The organism is Chitinophaga sp. 9-1-y, from assembly GCF_059511905.2.
This window is the reverse complement of record NZ_CM197955.1, coordinates 7,301,757-7,320,421: the sequence shown is the minus strand read 5'-3', so window position 1 is coordinate 7,320,421 and position 18,665 is coordinate 7,301,757. Positions and strand designations below refer to the sequence as shown.

The window sequence follows — 18,665 nt, the reverse complement described above, 5'->3', positions numbered from 1 at the left end:
CTGCGTGAAATTTATCAATATATTCGCTTTCGTTTAAAAGGAAATGCCACTATGCAGATTCAGCTCAATCACCTGATGCCTGTTCCTTTGCAGGACAAGCTCCGGCAACGGTCATCAGACATCTGGAACCAGGATGTAACTTTTAAGCCAGGCAGTTGGGTGAAAATAAAAGCGCCGTCAGGCACCGGTAAAACAACCCTGATCCACTACCTGTATCATATCCGGTACGACTATACGGGGAAAATACAGATCGATGGAAAACCCTGGCAGAACTATAGTAAAAATGAACTGGCACTCATGCGGCAGCAGGAAGTAAGCGTTGTATTCCAGGACCTGCGCCTGTTTGAACAACTCACTGCCCGCGAAAACATTTCCCTGAAAAATGTGATGCAGTCCAAACCATATTACCCGGTTGAAAAGATAAATGAAATGGCAGCCAAACTCCAGGTATCGCATATACTGGAGCAGAGTGGTAGCACCCTTTCTTATGGCGAGCGGCAACGCATCGCTATTATCAGGGCGCTGGCACAGCCTTTTCAATGGCTTTTTATGGATGAACCCTTCAGCCACCTGGATGAAGAAAACACCCAGCGTGCTGCCACCCTGATTGCAGAAGAATGCAAAGCCCGCAATGCCGGATTTATTTTAACAGACCTGGATAATGACCAGCACTTCACCTATGATGTGCATTACCACCTTTAAAGTTGTTTCATGCGTCCATTTTTTGACTTACTGAAGAAAATCATTCAAACCGGAGTCGGCAAAAGCCGTTTCTTCATGGCTGCCGTTGGACTCGGTATTGCTATGTTGTTGATCCTCATAGCCATTCAGGCACATACTAACTTTAGCCAGTTGCTCTATAGCTCCAAAAATCAAAATGAAACAGCCGACTTCCTGGTAATCAATAAAACCATCACCAATGGCATGATGGGGCACTCCTCCAAAAGTATTTTTACCCCGGAAGAAATTGCCACTATTAAGCAACAACCTTTCGTACAGGCCTTTGGGTTAGTTACCTCCAGCCAGTATAAAGTAGTCATACAAGCGCCCGGCGATCTGCATTTTGCAACAGATATGTTCTTTGAGGCCGTGCCGGATAGCTTTTTGGATGTGAAAAATGAAGACTGGAAATGGAACGTGGGGGATCGTACCATTCCCATTATTTTGCCAAACGACTTTCTTAATCTCTATAACTTCGGATTCTCACTAAGCCAGGATCTGCCACAGATTTCACAGGAAACAGTGAAAGCGCTGCCTTTGCAGGTAAGCATTTCCAACAACCTGGTAGCAGATCCGTATATGGGCCATGTGGTGGGCTTTTCCGATCGTATTTCTTCCTTCCTGGTCCCTGCTTCGTTCATGGCCTGGGCCAATGAAAAATATGGAACCGGCACCGTGGTGGGGACTTCCAGGGTGATCATTAAAACGCCGGACCCTTCTAATCCGGCGCTGGTAAAGTTCCTGGAAGATAATGGTTATACCACCAACCAGGATAAACTGAAGTTCAGTAAAACCAGGTTGATTGTACAAACCATTGTATCTGTAGTAGGATTTTTTGGATTGATATTGTTGTTCTTTGCCTTGTTGGTGTTCAGCATGTTTATACAGCTGGTCATTGCTTCCTGTAAGCGGGAAATCCAGTTGCTGGTAATATTAGGCACAGCGCCGAAACAGTTGCAACGTTACCTGATGAAGCAATTTGTTCCCATCTATATTATTATAGGTATTGTATCATTGATGATAGTAACGGCATTACAGTATTGGGCGTCCGGCACTTTAGCCTCGCATCAGATGGAGGTAAGCGCCTGGCCGGGCATACCCGTATTTGCAGGCACTTTACTGGTGCTGGCATTGGTATACATCGTTAACCTGCTCACTGTACGCAAATACGTAAACGATATTTAGGATTCCCGTTTCTCCTGGTACGGAACTACAAAGGTTGTTTTTGCCCGCTCTGAGGTAAGCAGGTAAGGCACCCAGATGGCCATACGCAACAGCGGCCACAGGATTGAATTCAGTCGGAGTAAACTTTCTTGTTCATTGGTGTGGAAGTAGTATCTGCTGAGGGTATTATCTGTATAAATAAATACCGCTGAAATAAAGTAGTACGTAGCGAGGGCAAAAGGAAAGGTATCCCGCCGGTTAAAGAATAAAACTGCCAGTAATACGCTGTAGCTGAGCAGGAATACATTGATCACCATTTCCATAACCAGGAAAAGCTGCACCAGTGTGATATTGCCCAGATCCTTCCTGGCGGAAGTTTCTGTCCAGAAAGAATAGTCGAATACCGCCATTTTGCACACGTTGGCCAATTCTCCCATAGGGCTGAATATTAAGCCTATGGCCAGTATCGCTAACCCACCGCCAATAGGGATGCCCGAAGGCGCTTCCACGGATGGTGTTACAGAGTGTTTATAATAAACAGTTCCCAGGTAAGCAAATACCCCGGCAAATAATACTGCCAATACGATAGCCAGCCAGTTGCCACGTGTACCGTGTGGTCCGGCAATAGGCGTCAGATCGGGTTTCCACGTTAAATCCAGTGTAGTAACTTCACTCATTCTTTTCAGGTCTTTCACGTACTGTGGGATGAATTTTACTGGTACATGATCACTGAAAGTTTTGAAGCGATAGCCCAGGGTCACTACGTTGCCGCGTTTGGAGGCAGTATAGTCGAAGGCGTAATAGTCGTTTTGAATATGCACAGGCGTTTGATCCAGCGACCACTCAATGGGCGTATGCAAGATGAGCTGGTAGTCCAGGTCGTAAGGGTAGCGCAGGGTTACCGGCACCTTTCGTTTTTCGTCGGATATAAAAGACAGCACATCGTAAAACGATTGTGCAGTGGCGGAAAACAGCAGTTTGCTGGTAGCACTGTCTTGTTTCCAGAGGTCGTGAATCAGGTAGTTTTCCCGGATATGGACCACATTGCCGGAGTCCTGGGTATTGATAGAATCCTTGATAGCTACATCTCCATATAGTTTTCTATAATAGTTGAGATAGGATTTTTCTTTATCCTTCATGCTGGTACCTGCCAGGTCTGCACGTTGAGCATCTGCTGCGTCCCGGTGGTAGGCGGTCATTACTTCCAGGTGGCCATCTTTATTGTCATTGTCGGGCAGGGTAAAAGTTTCGCGCACCACAATGCTGCCACGGGTAGTGGGCTTGATGGGGGTGAGTTGGGTAGTAGTATCTGTGATCACCAGTGCCTGTTGATAATCCGGTTCACAGAAGTCGGCCAGGGTGCCGCGCTGATAGGTCATAGTGCCGTCCAGCCAATAAGTTTTGCCATCCAGGATTACCTGTGCAATAGCATGGTTAAAGGCACTGGGAGAGGGCAGGGCGTCGCTTACGGTGCCTTTATTGTCAGTATTTACATAGGCCATGTTAGCGGTGATGCCGTTGGCGCGGAGCATGGTGCAAAGTAAAAGCGCTTTGTCTTTGCAATCGCCGAAACGCTGCATTAGCACACGGTCAGGTACATTGGGGCGGTGTGAATATTCTCCCATTTCAATGCCCATATAGCGGATATCGTCTTGTACAAACCGTAAGGTTTGCAGGAGGTAGGTGCTTTTATTGCCGTTGGCGGCTTTTTTGAGCGCGGCAATTTTATTGGTTAAAGCGGTGCCGGGAGCGGGCATGGTATTAATTTTCCTGGCCCAGTCGGCTACTTCTTTCCAGGAGTTGTATTGGCTTACCTGTACGCGGGTAAATGGATTGTACCAGGAAGGAACGTAGTTGGCGTTTTCCGCTTCCCGCACGTCCACATGATTCCACTCATATATATTGAAACCATTCCAGCTTTTTTGAACAGGCGTACTGGCATTATTGTATAGCTTAAACCGGATGGGCCTTTGGGGACTTACGATCAGGTTTTTATAGTAGTTAACGATGGGTTCATAAGCAACAAAATAAATGCGGCTATCGAGCTTTCCGTCAAAGATGGGGTTGTCGCCGGTAACGGAATAGGCGTATTCAATCTGATCGCCTTTTCTCACATCTTCTAAAATGAGATAGGCCGTATAAGTACCGCTATAAATAAAGCGGGACAGGTCTTGTTCTTTCTGTAACAGTTTGAAAGCCGCGTTGGGCAGACGGTTAATTTCCTTGCCATCACGATGGATCACTATTTTATGGAAAGAGAGTTTTTCGTATTGGGGGTCATAGTCAACCGAAATCTCAGAGCCGTTTTGAATGCCGGCTTCTGAAATGATTTGACGGATGAAGTGTTGATAATTGCTTTTCAGCTCTACCTGTCTTTGTTCTTCCAGCAGCAGCAAATAGTAGCCATCGCTGATATTTTTAGCATTGGGCTTTTTCGTCAGGTCCGGGGAATAGGGTACCAGCCATGCCGGCGTGGGGCTGGTGTTTACTTTCTGGGCAGTGGCGATGAAGAACGATACTATCAATAATATTGACAATATTGATTTCAAGGCGAGGGCAGTATTAGGGCGCATAATCGCGTTGGTTGATATTCCTTTCGGACAGAACTATAGCTTTAACAGGGATAAGAAATTTCAGTAGGAAAATTACGGTTGTTTTCCGACAGTTAGCATATAAACAGCAAAGGAGGCGAGCCAGTGTTCACCGGCGTAGTTGCCGCTGAAAACTTGTTGCAGACCGGCTTCCATGTGTTGATGTGCCAGTTGACGGATGGCGGCTTCATTTTTGCCGCCATGTGCTGCGATGGCTTCCAAACACCAGGTACGGCTAAGGTTGAGTCCATCGAGGTGCACCAGTTTACCGTCGGTACGATCTTTTACCTGTGCAATCGGCAGGATATTTATCTTGTTTTCGAACAGGCCGGGTAAAAATGCGTATAACCATTTGCGGTAGTCGGGTTGAGGCATTACGCGACGCATCAGGTCCGCTTCTTCCAGGCTGGGCGACAGGAAATCGTATCCGCCGGGCTCCCAGGCAACCGGTGCATTTTTATCTGCTGCATAGAAGCGCATCGCCGCATCATGTATCGCTTTTTGAAGCGCTGCATCTTTGGCCGTGATGGCGTAATCCCAGGCCAGGCATAAGCCGAATGCGAGGTTGGTATGTTCACCTACCCGGATCGGATACATGATTTTATCCAGGAACTGGACATAGGCCGTAGAAAACTGTGTAGCCAATGGTTGCAGGTTTCTGCTCAGTTCCTTGCCCAGTGGGTCGTTCCAGGTGAGGAGCTCATTTTGTAGTTGCAGCAGCCAGCTCCAGCCGTAGATGCGCTCAAAGCTTTTGTTATCAGCGGTGCTGAACAGTTGTTGTTCAATTCTTATGTTTTCGGCAGATAGATGCGCGGCCAGTTTACTTCTGATGGTACTGGCTTTGGCCAGATCCGGGTATGACTTTAACAGGCGTACCAGCATCCAGTGACCGTGTACACTGCTATGCCAGTCGAAGCAGCCATAAAAAGCCGGGTGATAATTTTTAGGAGCAGTGAGTAGCGAGCTATCGGTAAACACAATGCCCGTTTTGTAAGGAAATTCCAGGTCCAGGCATTTCAGGGGCAGGTCCGCCAGTTTGTTGGCGATTTCAGGAGTAAGGCGGGTAGCTGCCGGCTGTATTTGTGCGCTCATAGTCAATGAGGTGAATACGATGATGGATAATTGGCTAAGGAATTTCACTTCGGGAAAATGCTTTTATCTGTTAAATAACAATTTTACGTAGAACATAGGTTTGCCCAGTTTCTTGCGCAAATCTACTTCATGGAACATACATGACATCAGGTCTTTTAACTGCTTGTTGCGGGAACCCATCTTCATCAGCATGTTAAACAGCCAGGGATATTTGATGAGTTTCTGCAGTTTGGTGCTGACCTGAAGCTCCGGACCCAGGATGCGGTATAGGTTTTCATCGTAGGCGTCGAAGAACTTGTCTGAATAATCGTTGGCGGCAATAGCGGCAGCAGCTTGTTGGGCGGCAATTCTACCGGAATAGAGTGCGTTGCCGATCCCTTCTCCCGTAAAAGGATCTATCAGGTAGCCGGCATCACCTACCAGCATGTAGCGGTCGCCGTGTAGTTTTCTTTTTTTACTACCCAGTGGAAGACCATAACCGTCAATGCTGCCTACCAGCTCTGCATTGGCAAAGCGTTCTTTCATCACAGGGTCGGTGGCCAGGGTGTCCAACATCAGCTGTTTCAGGTTCACTTTGTTATTACGGGCGGAGTTGCTGAGCATTCCTACGCCCACATTGGCTTCGCCGTTGGGCAGAGGGAATATCCACAGGTATCCGGGGAGCATATTTTTCAGGAAGTGCAGCTCAATGAAGGCATCGGTATGTAACCCGGATATGCCTTTGTAGTAGGCGCGGATGCCAGCTACATAATGCTCCGGCTCCATTTTAATGCCTGCCACATCTTTGGTAAAGCCGGAGTGGGCGCCGTTAGCCACAATAACGATATCCGCTTTTACCTGGAAAGTACCGTCTTTGCTGGAAAGTAGGTAGCCATCTGGTTGGAGTTCATATTTATCGATGCTCACGCCTTCGAATAAACGAATTTCGGAGCGGCGTTTCATCTCATCCACCAGGAAATTATCGAAGTCAATACGTTTGCACACAAACCCGCGGGGATTGCTCATATCTTGCTGATAATCCGGCCGGTAGGGGATATCCATACCAATGCGATTCGGTGCCACAAAGGTAACACCCCAGCTATCCATTTTAAACATGGCTTGCTGTAAGCGTTGTCCAATACCTTTATCGATGCGTTCGAGTAATGTCAATACTTTACCACTTAGTCCATCTCCACAAACTTTGTCCCTGGGAAATACTGCTTTATCTACTACTATGCACTCAATGCCAAGCTGGGCCAGTTGGAGGGCTGCGGTGGCACCGCCGGGGCCTGCTCCTATAATACAAACTTTTGTCTTCATCAGGTTATAATAATATTATATGGTTACCTGTCGGTAAGATACGTAATTGTTGCTTGCCCTGTTTTGTATGTTGAATAGTAGTAATATTTGAGAAGGAGTTGGTTACCAGACAATTTCTTCTGCCGAAGGCGGAAAATATTATCTTTGCTGTTCTTACAAAACACACGAAACATGTTTGATATACTTGGAAAGCTGACGCAGATCAAGCAAAAAATGGCGGAAGGAAAAGAGCGCCTGGCCTCAGTAACGTTATCCGCAGAAGCCGGGGATGGTGCCGTAAAAGTAACTGTAGACGGTAACCGCCAGGTGAAAAGCATTGATATTGCTGAACGCCTGTTTGCGCCAGAGAACAAAGAAGAAATGGAAGACCTGCTGCTGACGGCATTAAATCGTGCCCTGAAAGATGCAGAAAACTCCTGGGAAGCAGAAATGAAGAACGCTGCCGGCGGTATGCTGGGAGGTTTGATGTAATATATTTGACCGAAAAAGCGCCCCCACAGGAAGCGGGGCGCTTTTTTATGCCCTGTACCAAGCGGATTCTATAGAAATTCCGCATTAGATAAATCATTTTCCGGTTTCGAGTTACCAATACCCCGCGCGCGTAGTTTCTTTGCACCACGACCAATTTGGATATGAAAGTTTTTTTTAGACGCATTCATTTATACCTGGGCCTCGCTGCCGGCCTGGTAATCACCATCAGTTGCCTGACTGGTGCATTACTGGTTTTTGAAAAGGAGTTGACAGAAATGTTCAACCACGATCGTTACTATGTACAGCCAGCCGGTGAACGGCTGCCACTGGACAAAGTAGCCGAAATGGTGCAGCAACAGGTGCCCGGCGCCCGGATTTCCCGCATACAGCTTTTCGCAGATCCTGCGCGGACCTTACAGGTACAGTTGGAAGAAGGAAAGAAAGGCGGAAAAAAAGAAGGTAAGAACGAGGCAAAAGGAGAGAGGAAGGCGATTGGAAAAGAAGGTGCTATGAAGGAAGAGGGGAAAGTAGCTTCCATGGGCGATCAGAAAGATAAAAAAGAGGGAGCTGCACCTAAAAAAGAGAAAGCTGCTGGCCGTACGGCTTTTGTAAACCCCTACACCGGTAAGGTGGTAGAGTTATACAGCTATTCCAAAACATTTTATTACCAGGTATTTTCCCTGCATCGCTGGCTGCTGGCTGGTCCTACCGGCAAAGCAATAACCGGCGCCAGTACCTTGATATTTTTGTTTATCCTGATCACCGGTATCATCCTCTGGTGGCCTAAAACAAGGAATATTTTAAAGCAACGTATCAAAGTAAAATGGGACGGAGGTTGGAAACGCCTGACACATGATTTGCATGTGGTGTTGGGGTTCTATGCGTCTATTTTCCTTTTTGTATCTGCGTTTACAGGCTTAACCTGGTCGTATGAATGGTTCAGCAATGGCTTTTATGCAGCATTAGGTACCTCTCCCAAAGCGATGGCAGCACCAGTATCTGTGCCGGTAGCAGCACCAGCAAGTCAACATATTTCTTATGAAGCGGCATTGGCAACGGTAAAACAACAGGTACCGGACGCCATATTTTATTCGCTGGCTGCCCCGAAAGACAGCGCAGCTTCCTTTATGGTAAGCCTGCTGCCAGCAGACGCTTTCCAGGAAGCAGCCACCACTACCTATTACCTGGATCAGTTTAGCGGAAAGGTATTGCAGTCGCAAACTTTTGCGCAAAGAAACCTCGGACAAAAGATCCGTGGTACTATTAAACCGTTACATACCGGGGCCATCTTTGGTACCCCGTCTAAAATATTTGCCCTCTGCCTGGCCTTACTGGGAGCTATTTTCCCTACCACCGGTACCATTATGTGGATCAACAGAACCCGGAAGAAGAAGAAAGCCAAACCCGCTAAGACCACCCAGGAAAGCCTGACACCGCAGGCGGCATAAACTGATTTTTGTTCCCCCAAAGAAGAGGTGATTTCCGGCCGGAAGTCACCTCTTCTTATTTACTCTTTTCCATTTCGGCAAAATGGGTGTACCGTTTTTAAAAACACCCTGCAAAAACGGAAGGCTTTTTCAGGTTGTTCCTCCTTGCCGCCTTTAACATTTTCTTTGCAAAGCCTTGCGGGTACTAAGTTTTAACATTCCATGTTTACAATATGGAATAGCATTTGGCATATACTAAGAAATGAAACACAATGCGAGCATATCCAAAGCCGCCGGTACCGAATCATAGAGCGATGTATTTTATAGCTATCGGCGTTATCACGATTTCTATTCTTGCAGAATTATTACACAAAGTGTAAAAACAAAGAACTATGATTAATCAATATGAAGTACCGGCCTGCATTGAAGACGCAATACCGGCATTGAGAAAGGCACTGCACCAGTTCCCCGCTACATTTCATATATACGATACCGTTAGTTGCTTCAGTGAGTACACTGACAGGCAGTTAAGGGAGCAAAACTTCCAGGTGGCTGCCACCTGTTTGCAACTGGCGGGTAAATTATATGAACGGGGCAATGCCGTGGTAAAAGAAGCGATTACCCGGGTTTTTCTACCGGTACTCTGCAGCGTTCCGCTGACAGATGCCATCAGCAGAATTCGTTTGTATGGCCTTATTCCCGACGCAATTTATCCACTTTACATACAACATCAACTTACAGGAAATGGAAACAGATGAGGAAATAGTCGTCCGCCTGGCTACCGCCATGGACGTAGATTTTGCCCTGCCCATTGTTGCAGAGATGGAAGCATCTGCTAAAGCAAGAGGTACAGGTATCGCTAAAAGAGATCCGGCCGTTATCAGGAAAAAGATCCTGGAAGGAAAAGCGGTGATCGCCTTTACAGCAGATGGTATCTGGGCAGGATTTTCCTATATACAGGCCTGGGAAGAAGGCCATTTTGTATCCAACAGCGGATTGATTGTAGCGCCAGCCTTCCGTAAATTGAAGGTGGCTGCAGCCATCAAACATAAAATATTCGAGTTAAGCCGAATGATGTATCCGTCTGCCGATATATTCAGTATCACCACGGGTTTACCCGTCATGAAATTAAATAGCAGGTTGGGCTTTGAGCCAGTAACATATGATCAGCTACCACACGACCCACTCTTCTGGGAAGGCTGCAAAAGCTGTGTTAACTATCCGATCCTGACCGCCAAAAACTTTAAAAACTGTTTGTGTACTGCCATGCTGTTCCACCCACAATAACGGGGAAACGGGAAGACTTTTACGGTGAAAAATTACAGCCAATAACCTCAACACCGGCGATGCTTTTGCGTTGCCGGTTTTCCTTTTGATAGAAACGCGATTTTTCTTCCCTATCTTTATAGCCCAAATTCTATCCTTATGCGCTTAATCACTTTGTTTGCCTTATGCGCGCTGTTAGCCTCCTGCCATACAGGAAATAAGGCGGACCAGTCTGCGAAGCTTACATTATCCAACATTTACAATGTCGACTCCGTAAAATGGGTGGCGGCTAATGCATCCAATAAGAACAATGCGGCAGAAAAAGAATTTCTGAAAGGCATTGATCTCTATCGGAATAAAAAGAACCCCAAAGGCGGTATTGATCAGTTTATCAAGTCTATTTTACTGCAGCCACAGGGTAAAAGTTACTATGAGCTGGGTAATGCGCTGCTGGATATCCGTAAAACAACAGACGCTATTCAGGCATATAATATGGCGGAAGTCCTGGACTACAAGCCGTTATCAAAGCTGCTGTATAACAAAGCCTGTGCATATTCTCTTTCCGAAAAAACAGATTCTGCCCGCTATTGCCTGCTGGCAGCCATTGAATTTGGATATAATAACATGAAGAATATCATGAGCGATCCGGATCTGTCTTATTTCAGAGAGAATTATAATTTTAAGACAGAAGTGATGGCCGCCTTCAGCGGGGCAGGGGATACAGAAAAATTAGAGTGGAATCTCTTTTCCAGCCAGTTCAAACAGCTACCTATGCCACTCGCTATTGATACGGCTTACGTACACCAGTTGGGCAAAAATTTTATTCCTTACGACTTTGAAATGTATGTAGCAGAAATGCGGGATTCCAAGTTTTCAAGAGATGTGGGCAGCAACTTTTATTATGTAGGATTGGTGAAAAAGGCAGAAGCCTTCAAAACCCTGATATACGCCGTAAGTGATGATGTATATGAATCAGAAGACCAGGTATCACCCGCGCCGGCTTACTATTTTATGGTGAGCTATGATAATACCGGAAAGCTGATTGACAAAATGTTAGTATCAGGCCAGCGGCTTATTGAAGACCCGTATCGTCTCCTGAAAATGCCGGGTAACAGTGAGTTTGAAGTAACAGAGTATCATATTGAATATGAGAAAAATCCTTCGGAGAACGGCTTTGTCAACAATCCGGAAAAGTCAAGAACAGAAACTAAAAGAACCACTTTTGCCATTACTGATGATGGCCATTTTACACCAAAAACACAACAGCTGGCCCTCAACCGCTAGTTAAATTTATATAGCTGCGGTGTTTCCATCCGGAGATACCGCAGTTTTTATCCCCATCCGTTTTATCAATACCCGCTTCAATAATACTTCCGCCAGCAGCAAGTTAACAGTCCAGCTTAACCAGGAGATAGTGATATAAGCAGTTACCGGCCTAAGTGGCATGTGCATCAACCCCAGCAGCAGTGCATACAGCCGGAGGGTAAGTGCGGATAAAGTCAGGGCATAACTACGCAGCATCCAGGTGATATGTTCCGGCCAGCGCGCCTGAAGGGCTGTTCTCCAACCCATTGCTGTGAAAAAGATCCAAAGCACCGATAATAACACAAAGCTGATCCTGGCATATATACCACCATTGGCATAAAAACCCATTACCAACCCGGAAGGGCCACTGAGGAAAATGACTACTATCGCATAAATTTTTCCGCTGTTGCGGTGCAGCCGGGGATATTTATCCAGCAGGTATTTGCTGAATTGCAGCAACCCGGTGATCAATACAGAGATACTTACAAAAATGTGGAGATAAAAGCTAATGCGCCAGTGGCGGATGGGATATACCCTTTGTTTGGTAATGAGAAAGTCGGTATACTTTTCAAAAGCAGTATAGGGGATGGTGAGTAACAGCATCAGCCAGGCTCCGTAGAGTATAGCCGCTGCTGTTAGTGTCCATCCAATTTTTTTTAACAACGACATATTAAAATCCCTGCACAAATTCTAAGCTATCGATAACGATGCCATAGTAATAAGGTTTACCCTCATTGTCCACATCACCTTTTAGCTTGTAAGTATTGGTACGTTCTTTAAAAAGGGAATTTTTTTCCCAGTTAATAGTAACCGTGCTGTCTGTTGCTTTTTGATAAGTGCCTTTGATTTTGATCATTTGTTCCGCAAAGGTGGAGTCGTTTATTTTTTCGTAGTACTGTAATAAGCAGCTACCATCTGACTCAAAGGCGAAATCACTTTTGTTGTTGTTGGTTTCTACCAGGGTCATGTTGAAGGTGCTGCCAGTCATGCTGTAATCGCCTTCCTCTGTTTTTTGCAGGTTGAATGATTTTGCCTTCAGCGTAGTATTATTCAATGGTGTCCAGGTGCCCTTTCCTTTGGTAAACTGGTGATCGAAAGAGAGCTCAAACTTTCCATCGAAGGGATGGTCACCTGGTTCAGAGAGGGTGATGATCCAGTTGTCATTATCTCTTTTAACTTCTCCCCGCAGGTTGCGGCGTAAGCCTTTGTGTACATTGTAACCGGCTACCTGTTTCCCGTTGGAGTAGTTCAGGGTAATGTAAATGTTTCCACTGCCAAAGTCGCCCATGTAGGTGCCTGGCAGCTTAGTTACAGCAAGTGTGTCGTCATTGGCGGCAGGCTGTTCGGTGTTGTTATTGTTAGCTGCGGGTTTGCAGGCAAAAATCAACAGCAGTACAGCCAGCAGTGAGCTGGATAATAATTTCACAGGGTGTTTTTTTGTAAATATAGATGTTATCAGCTTTTAAATGCTACTTCGATAATGAGTAGTTTATTGATTTTGTTGGTGGTTTTGTTGGTGAATCCATCCAGCCGGATGTAATAGCGGCTGATGGCAATGTGAACGGGCGCCATGGGAAAACTATTCAGGCGGGCTACTGAAGCATATTGTGCAGGAGTGCCATGATGTTTCAGGTATTGTTGTAGCTGGGTAATGTTGGTGGGCGGGAATAATTTTTTTTCTGCGGGCGTATATTTTTTGCAAATGAAGAAGTTACTGGCTTCGGGGTTGAGTGGTTCCCAGGGAGAGTGGTAATGTTTCCAGTTGAGTAAGGGCTCGTGGCCAATAACAGCACTGGTTTCGTAGGATTGAGATACGTGAATTTTCCGGGTTTCGCCGGTGGTAACGGCGAGCATTTGTCCTTCAATGCTGTGTAGGTAATCCTGCAGGAAGAAGAGGGTGTCCGGATGCAATTCGAAGTCGTTACGTTTTGCATCCGGTTTGATCCAGTCCAATGAAAAGTAGCAGTCACCGAAACGGATATACGTAGTGGAGTCACGGGTCACTACGTTTACTTCATTGGAGGCTACTTTAACAGATGCTGCCGGGGGAGCCACCAGCTGCATGGTATCAATCTGCACAGCCCTGGCTTTTTCAGCTTTGGGGGCGTGTTGGCAGGCTGTCAGCAGTAACAGGGTGGCTGCAAAGAAAAAGGATGTTTTCATGATATACGGGATACTGTAACGAACATTGGCGTCGAAAATAGTTTTTCCCGTAAATCCGGCAACAGTTATGCTGCGTTTACTGCACCTCGGTATCTATTTTTCTGTTCAGGGCTTCCCACAAAATATCTTTCAGTTCACTGAGGCCCTGGTTGGTAACAGAGGAGATGAATACATGAGGTACATCTTCCGGTAGCTCCGCTGATATAGCGGCTTTCAGCTCATCATCCAGCATATCGCTTTTACTGATGGCCAGCAGAAACTGTTTATCCAGCAATTCGGGATTGTATTGTTCCAGCTCATTCACAAGTACCTCAAAATCTTTGCGGTGATCTGCGCTATCTGCCGGAATCAGGAATAATAATACGGCGTTTCTTTCAATATGTCGTAAAAATCGATGACCTAATCCTTTTCCTTCATGTGCACCTTCGATGATACCCGGCAAGTCGGCAATACAGAACGATTTGCTGTCGCGGTATTCCACCATACCCAGTTGGGGGGTAAGTGTTGTAAAGGCGTAGTCGGCCACTTTAGGTTTGGCCGCTGTGATAGTAGACAAGAGGGTGGATTTGCCGGCATTAGGGAAGCCTACAAGGCCTACATCTGCCAGTACCTTCAACTCTACTACTTTCCAGCCTTCTTTACCAGGCATGCCTGGTTGGGCATATTCAGGGGTTTGGTTAGTGGCAGACTTAAAATAAGCATTGCCTTTACCGCCTTGTCCGCCCGGAATCCAGATGATTTCCTGACCGTCGTGCAGAATTTCTGCTTCTACTTCGCCGGTTTCTTCGTCTTTGGCCTGGGTGCCCAGTGGTACTTCAATGATAATATCCTTACCAAAACGGCCGGTACAGTTGTCGCCGCTGCCGTTTTCGCCGTCTTCTGCCAGCAGGTTCTTGTGCCAACGGAGATGCAGAAGGGTCCACAGCTGTGAATTACCTCTTAATATAACATGTCCGCCTCGACCGCCATCGCCGCCATCAGGGCCGGCCTGCGCATTAAATTTGGTACGCATAAAGTGCATACTGCCTGCGCCACCTTTCCCGGATTTACAAAATACACGGATATAATCTACGAAGTTCGCTTTTTCCACTAATCTCTGATTTTAAGTCTGTTGCTTCCATAACAACAGAAAAACAAAACGCAAAGATCGGAAGTTTACGCCAATTAGCACCATCCAGGTGCCAAGAGCAGTATACTTACCATCTTTGCGTTGTATGATAAAATGCTATAAGTCTTTGTGATAGCGGTATTCCGCTTACAACTATACTTTTTCTCCTACCAGTTCATCCAATTCTTTGGACAACAGTTCGAAGACTTCCGCTTCTGTGCCATCACCTTTCACCTTCTTGAACTTGCCAAATTTGGAATAGTGATCCGCTACAGGAGCCGTTTTGTTGTGATATTCTACGATACGTGCCTTTACTACTTCTTCAGAAGCATCATCGCTACGACCAGAGGTTAAACCACGGTTCAGCAGACGCTTAATCAGTGCATCTTCCGGCACTTCGAGAGACAGCACCGCGGAAATAGCCGTTTTCTTCAATGCCAACAGCTTGTCCAGTGCCTCTGCCTGCGCAGTGGTACGGGGAAAACCATCGAAAATGAAACCACGTGCTTCCGGGTTAGCTTCCAGTTTGGAGCTAATCATGCCAATCACCACTTCGTCAGGTACTAAATGACCCTGATCCATGAATTTCTTGGCCTCAAGACCCAGCGGCGTCTTATCACCAATCTCACTACGCAGCAAATCGCCGGTGGATAAATGAATAAGTCCATACTTCTGGATGATATTAGCACTTTGTGTACCCTTGCCGCTACCGGGAGGGCCAAATAAAATGAGATTGACCATGTTTAATTAAAATCTACTTTACTCGCAAGGCTGCAAATATATGAAACAGATGAATGTATTGGTAATTAAAATTACGATTGATTGAACTAAATGTAAATATTCTGACAAAATAGTAAACATATTTCAATTTTTAACCAGAATACCTAAATTATCTTCAACAGGCTATCCTAATTTAATCAATTACTTTCTATCTAACAAAATCATATGATTATTATTAGTAATTCTTTGATATTCAGTGGAACAGCACTGGATTTACACCCGAATTTTGTAAGTTTATGATATGAGGAAACAATTATTGGTTGCAGGACTTACAGGTTTAATGATGACCGGGAGCGCTATTTCCGCACCCCTGATGTTTAAACAGAAAAAAAAGCAGAAAAAAGCCACCACACAACAAATAACACCACAACAAGATAAAGCTTCCCAGTGGGCTGATAGCGTGTTTCAGTCGCTCACCCCCGAAGAACGTATTGCTCAACTCATTATGATACGCGCCCACTCTAACCTGGGCCCCGATCACATAAACGCAGTAATTAAAGATATACAAGACAATAAAGTAGGTGGCATTATCTTCTTCCAGGGCGGCCCGGTAAGACAAGCCGGCTTAACTAACTACTACCAATCTATCTCTAAAGTACCATTGCTGGTAGCCATTGATGGAGAATGGGGACTCGGCATGCGCCTCGACAGCGTTATTTCCCTGCCCCGCAATATGATGATTGGCGCCGTACAGGATACCACCCTGGCCTACGATGCCGGCAAATTAATTGGGGAACAATGTCGCCGGATGGGTATCCACATTGATTTTGCCCCGGACATGGACGTGAATAACAATCCCGCTAACCCGGTCATCAACGATCGTTCCTTCGGAGAAAATAAATACCAGGTAGCCCGCATGGGCGTAGCCACTATCCGGGGTATGCAGGATGCCGGTGTGATGGCCTGCGCCAAACACTTCCCCGGTCATGGTGATACCAATGTAGACTCACACCTCGACCTGCCTACCATCAACAAAACAAGGGAACAACTGGATTCACTGGAGCTATATCCCTTCCGCGAAGCCATTGCTGCCGGCGTGGGATCTATAATGATTGCTCACCTGTATATCCCATCTATCGATAAAAAACCTAATACGCCTACCTCTATTTCTTACAATGCGGTTACAAAACTGCTGAAAAATGAACTGGGCTACAAAGGGCTGATTGTAACCGATGCCCTCGAAATGAAAGGCATCGCAAAATTTTATACTAAAGGACAGGAATCCCTCCAATCACTGCTGGCCGGCAACGACCTGATGATCCTGCCTTCTACTGCCGCCGGTAGCGTGGACGCCATTAAAAAGGCCATTAAAGCAGGTAAAATTGACCAGGACGAAGTAGACGAACGCGTAAAGAAAGTTTTACGCGCCAAATACAACCTGGGCCTCTGGAAACCACAACACATTGACACTGATCACCTGGCCGACGACCTGAATGCACAAACAGACAGTCTCCGTAAACGCATCGCGGAAAGTGCCATCACACTGGTACGCAACGATAAAAAGCTGGTGCCGTTTTCTCCGGCCATGACCCAGCAAAAGCTGGCGGTTATTGCCATTGGCGCCGATGCCAGCAATACGTTTCTACAAACGGTTAAAGAATATAAACCAGGCACCGACGCCTTTATTTTTACTTCCCGGCAGTCGGTAGATCAGATAGCACCAATCGTATCCCGCATCCAGCGCGATTATAAAGCCGTAATCATCAGTCTTCACGACTATAGCCGCCGTCCGGCCAATAACTTCGGACTAACGATGGCCGAACGCCTCATTATCCGCCAGCTACAAACGGAAGTACCTTCTGTAACCATTGCTTTCGGCAACCCTTACGCAATCCAGTATTTCTGCGATGCGCCTGCCATCATTGCCGCCTACGAAGATGATAGCACCACCCAGAAGGTAGCGGCAGATCTGCTGTTTGGTAAACTGGGCCCTTCCGGTAAGTTACCCGTCACCGTATGTCCCGGCCTGCCTTCAGGTACCGGCATTACCTATAAAGTGAATCAGTTCACCATTTTGCCCATGGCTTCTGCCAAAGATGCGGGTGTAGATGAACAGGCCCTGCTAAAGATCGATGGCTTTGCCAACGATATGATTGCCCACGGAGCGGCTCCCGGGGCCCAGGTACTGGCCATGAAAGATGGGAAAGTGATATACAACCGCTGCTTCGGTCATTATGAGTATAACAAGGCAGAACCAGTATCACCGCAATCTATATACGACCTGGCGTCTGTAACCAAAATATGTGCTACCACGCTGGCTGTCATGCATCTCTATGATGAAGGCAAATTAAACCTCGATGCCACATTGGGCGTATATCTGCCCCAGGTACTGGGTACCGACAAAGCCGGGTTGCGTATCCGCGATGTTTTATTGCATCAGGCCGGATTGGTGCCTTTTATACCTTTTTATAAAGAGACATTATATCCCAGTGGCTATCCGGATACCATCCTGTACCACACTACTCCGGATGCCACCCATGGCATCCGTGTAGCAGAAAATATGTATATGGAAGACAGCTATGTAGACAGCATCTGGAAAAAGATCCTGGACAGTAAGTTATCTCCGCATCAGGGTTATGTGTACAGCGACTGTGACTTCATTTTTTTGGGAAAGGTGGTAGAACAACTCACCGGTAAAAAATTAAACGACTATGTACGTGAAACGTTTTATGCACCCATGGGGCTCGCTACTACCGGTTTTTTACCCAGACAGCGTTTCTCTTTGTCGGAAATTGTGCCTACCGAACATGAATATTCTTTCCGGATGCAGCAGCTACGTGGCGATGTACATGATCCTGGTGCTGCCATGTTTGGTGGCGTAGCCGGCCATGCAGGCCTGTTCTCCAATGCCAACGACCTGGGCGTGATTATGCAGATGTTGCTGAATAAAGGCACTTTTAATGGGGTACAGTATATAAAACCGGAAACAGTGCAATTATTTACTGCGTATGGCAGCTCCCTCAGCCGTCGCGGGCTGGGCTTCGATAAACCCGAAAAAGACAATGCTTCCCGCCGGGAGCCTTATCCGGCTAAAAGTGCCTCTGCTACTACATTCGGACATACCGGCTATACCGGCACCTGTGTTTGGGCAGATCCTTCTTCCGGGATTGTATTTATATTCCTGGGCAACCGGGTATATCCTAACGGCGGCGCTAATACGAAATTAGCGGCGATACATACCCGCGAAAAAATGTTCGAAGCGGTATATGAATCGATAAAGAAATAGGATACATCAAAAAGCTGTTTAAAAGAAAAGACCTAAGCGCATCATCGCTTAGG

The 18,665-nt window shown here is 46.3% G+C and carries 16 protein-coding genes; 8 read left to right on the top strand and 8 right to left on the bottom strand.

The annotated features are described in order from the left end of the window. The first annotated feature begins 51 nt into the window (after nucleotides 1-51). Together AC5ZC7_RS29105 and AC5ZC7_RS29100 are read left to right on the top strand one after the other, a co-directional pair. On the top strand, nucleotides 52-702 hold the full coding sequence (locus AC5ZC7_RS29105; RefSeq protein ID WP_496160923.1) for an ATP-binding cassette domain-containing protein: 651 nt from the start codon (nucleotides 52-54) through the stop codon (nucleotides 700-702). A 9-nt stretch (nucleotides 703-711) separates the two neighbouring features. Further along, entirely contained in the window at nucleotides 712-1,905 is a 1,194-nt protein-coding gene (locus AC5ZC7_RS29100) for a transporter (protein WP_496160922.1), read from the top strand. Here AC5ZC7_RS29100 and AC5ZC7_RS29095 read toward each other — a convergent pair. The 3 genes from AC5ZC7_RS29095 to AC5ZC7_RS29085 form a co-directional block, all read right to left on the bottom strand. After that, on the bottom strand, nucleotides 1,902-4,457 hold the full coding sequence (locus AC5ZC7_RS29095) for a DUF3857 domain-containing protein (RefSeq protein WP_496160921.1): 2,556 nt from the start codon (nucleotides 4,455-4,457) through the stop codon (nucleotides 1,902-1,904). The two genes, AC5ZC7_RS29100 and AC5ZC7_RS29095, sit on opposite strands and share 4 nt — an antisense overlap. A 72-nt stretch (nucleotides 4,458-4,529) precedes the next feature. Next, nucleotides 4,530-5,567 carry a DUF2891 family protein gene (locus AC5ZC7_RS29090; RefSeq protein WP_496160920.1) on the bottom strand — a complete coding sequence of 346 codons (1,038 nt, stop codon included), beginning with the start codon at nucleotides 5,565-5,567 and terminating at the stop codon, nucleotides 4,530-4,532. Between the two features lie 63 nt (nucleotides 5,568-5,630). Further along, nucleotides 5,631-6,866: a geranylgeranyl reductase family protein gene (locus tag AC5ZC7_RS29085; protein WP_496160919.1), complete on the bottom strand. Its 1,236-nt coding sequence runs from the start codon at nucleotides 6,864-6,866 to the stop codon at nucleotides 5,631-5,633. Between the two features lie 171 nt (nucleotides 6,867-7,037). On the opposite strand from AC5ZC7_RS29085, the gene AC5ZC7_RS29080 reads away from it, so the two are divergent. The 5 genes from AC5ZC7_RS29080 (at nucleotide 7,038) to AC5ZC7_RS29060 (ending at nucleotide 11,314) form a co-directional block, all read left to right on the top strand. Beyond that, nucleotides 7,038-7,337 (top strand): YbaB/EbfC family nucleoid-associated protein, encoded by a 300-nt coding sequence (locus tag AC5ZC7_RS29080; RefSeq protein WP_496160918.1) that lies wholly within the window; start codon nucleotides 7,038-7,040, stop codon nucleotides 7,335-7,337. Between the two features lie 161 nt (nucleotides 7,338-7,498). After that, nucleotides 7,499-8,785 carry a PepSY domain-containing protein gene (locus AC5ZC7_RS29075; RefSeq protein WP_496160917.1) on the top strand — a complete coding sequence of 429 codons (1,287 nt, stop codon included), beginning with the start codon at nucleotides 7,499-7,501 and terminating at the stop codon, nucleotides 8,783-8,785. Between the two features lie 371 nt (nucleotides 8,786-9,156). Continuing rightward, nucleotides 9,157-9,522 (top strand): DUF7674 family protein, encoded by a 366-nt coding sequence (locus AC5ZC7_RS29070; RefSeq protein WP_496160916.1) that lies wholly within the window; start codon nucleotides 9,157-9,159, stop codon nucleotides 9,520-9,522. Continuing rightward, on the top strand, nucleotides 9,509-10,051 hold the full coding sequence (locus AC5ZC7_RS29065; RefSeq protein ID WP_477077773.1) for an N-acetyltransferase: 543 nt from the start codon (nucleotides 9,509-9,511) through the stop codon (nucleotides 10,049-10,051). Before AC5ZC7_RS29070 ends, AC5ZC7_RS29065 begins: the two co-directional genes overlap by 14 nt. Before the next feature lie 138 nt (nucleotides 10,052-10,189). Next, nucleotides 10,190-11,314, top strand: coding sequence for a TPR end-of-group domain-containing protein (locus AC5ZC7_RS29060; protein ID WP_496160915.1), 1,125 nt, complete (start codon nucleotides 10,190-10,192; stop codon nucleotides 11,312-11,314). Nucleotides 11,315-11,320: 6 nt separating this feature from the next. Here AC5ZC7_RS29060 and AC5ZC7_RS29055 read toward each other — a convergent pair whose 3' ends face one another. The 5 genes from AC5ZC7_RS29055 to AC5ZC7_RS29035 form a co-directional block, all read right to left on the bottom strand. Further along, nucleotides 11,321-12,004, bottom strand: a complete 684-nt coding sequence (locus AC5ZC7_RS29055) for a DUF2306 domain-containing protein (protein ID WP_496160914.1) — start codon at nucleotides 12,002-12,004, stop codon at nucleotides 11,321-11,323. A 1-nt stretch (nucleotide 12,005) separates the two neighbouring features. Beyond that, a complete protein-coding gene (locus AC5ZC7_RS29050; RefSeq protein ID WP_496160913.1) occupies nucleotides 12,006-12,761 on the bottom strand; it encodes a hypothetical protein in 756 nt (251 codons plus the stop codon). 29 nt (nucleotides 12,762-12,790) lie between these two features. Then, the gene (locus AC5ZC7_RS29045; RefSeq protein ID WP_496160912.1) at nucleotides 12,791-13,498 is read right to left on the bottom strand and encodes a hypothetical protein; all 708 of its coding nucleotides are present in this window, start codon (nucleotides 13,496-13,498) and stop codon (nucleotides 12,791-12,793) included. Between the two features lie 76 nt (nucleotides 13,499-13,574). Beyond that, complete coding sequence (obgE, locus tag AC5ZC7_RS29040; RefSeq protein WP_496160911.1) at nucleotides 13,575-14,588, bottom strand: GTPase ObgE; 1,014 nt, start codon at nucleotides 14,586-14,588, stop codon at nucleotides 13,575-13,577. A gap of 171 nt (nucleotides 14,589-14,759) precedes the next feature. Continuing rightward, nucleotides 14,760-15,347 carry an adenylate kinase gene (locus tag AC5ZC7_RS29035; RefSeq protein ID WP_496160910.1) on the bottom strand — a complete coding sequence of 196 codons (588 nt, stop codon included), beginning with the start codon at nucleotides 15,345-15,347 and terminating at the stop codon, nucleotides 14,760-14,762. 280 nt (nucleotides 15,348-15,627) lie between these two features. Here AC5ZC7_RS29035 and AC5ZC7_RS29030 point away from each other — a divergent pair, with 280 nt between their 5' ends. Then, nucleotides 15,628-18,612 carry a glycoside hydrolase family 3 N-terminal domain-containing protein gene (locus AC5ZC7_RS29030; protein WP_496160909.1) on the top strand — a complete coding sequence of 995 codons (2,985 nt, stop codon included), beginning with the start codon at nucleotides 15,628-15,630 and terminating at the stop codon, nucleotides 18,610-18,612. Nucleotides 18,613-18,665: the final 53 nt, after the last annotated feature.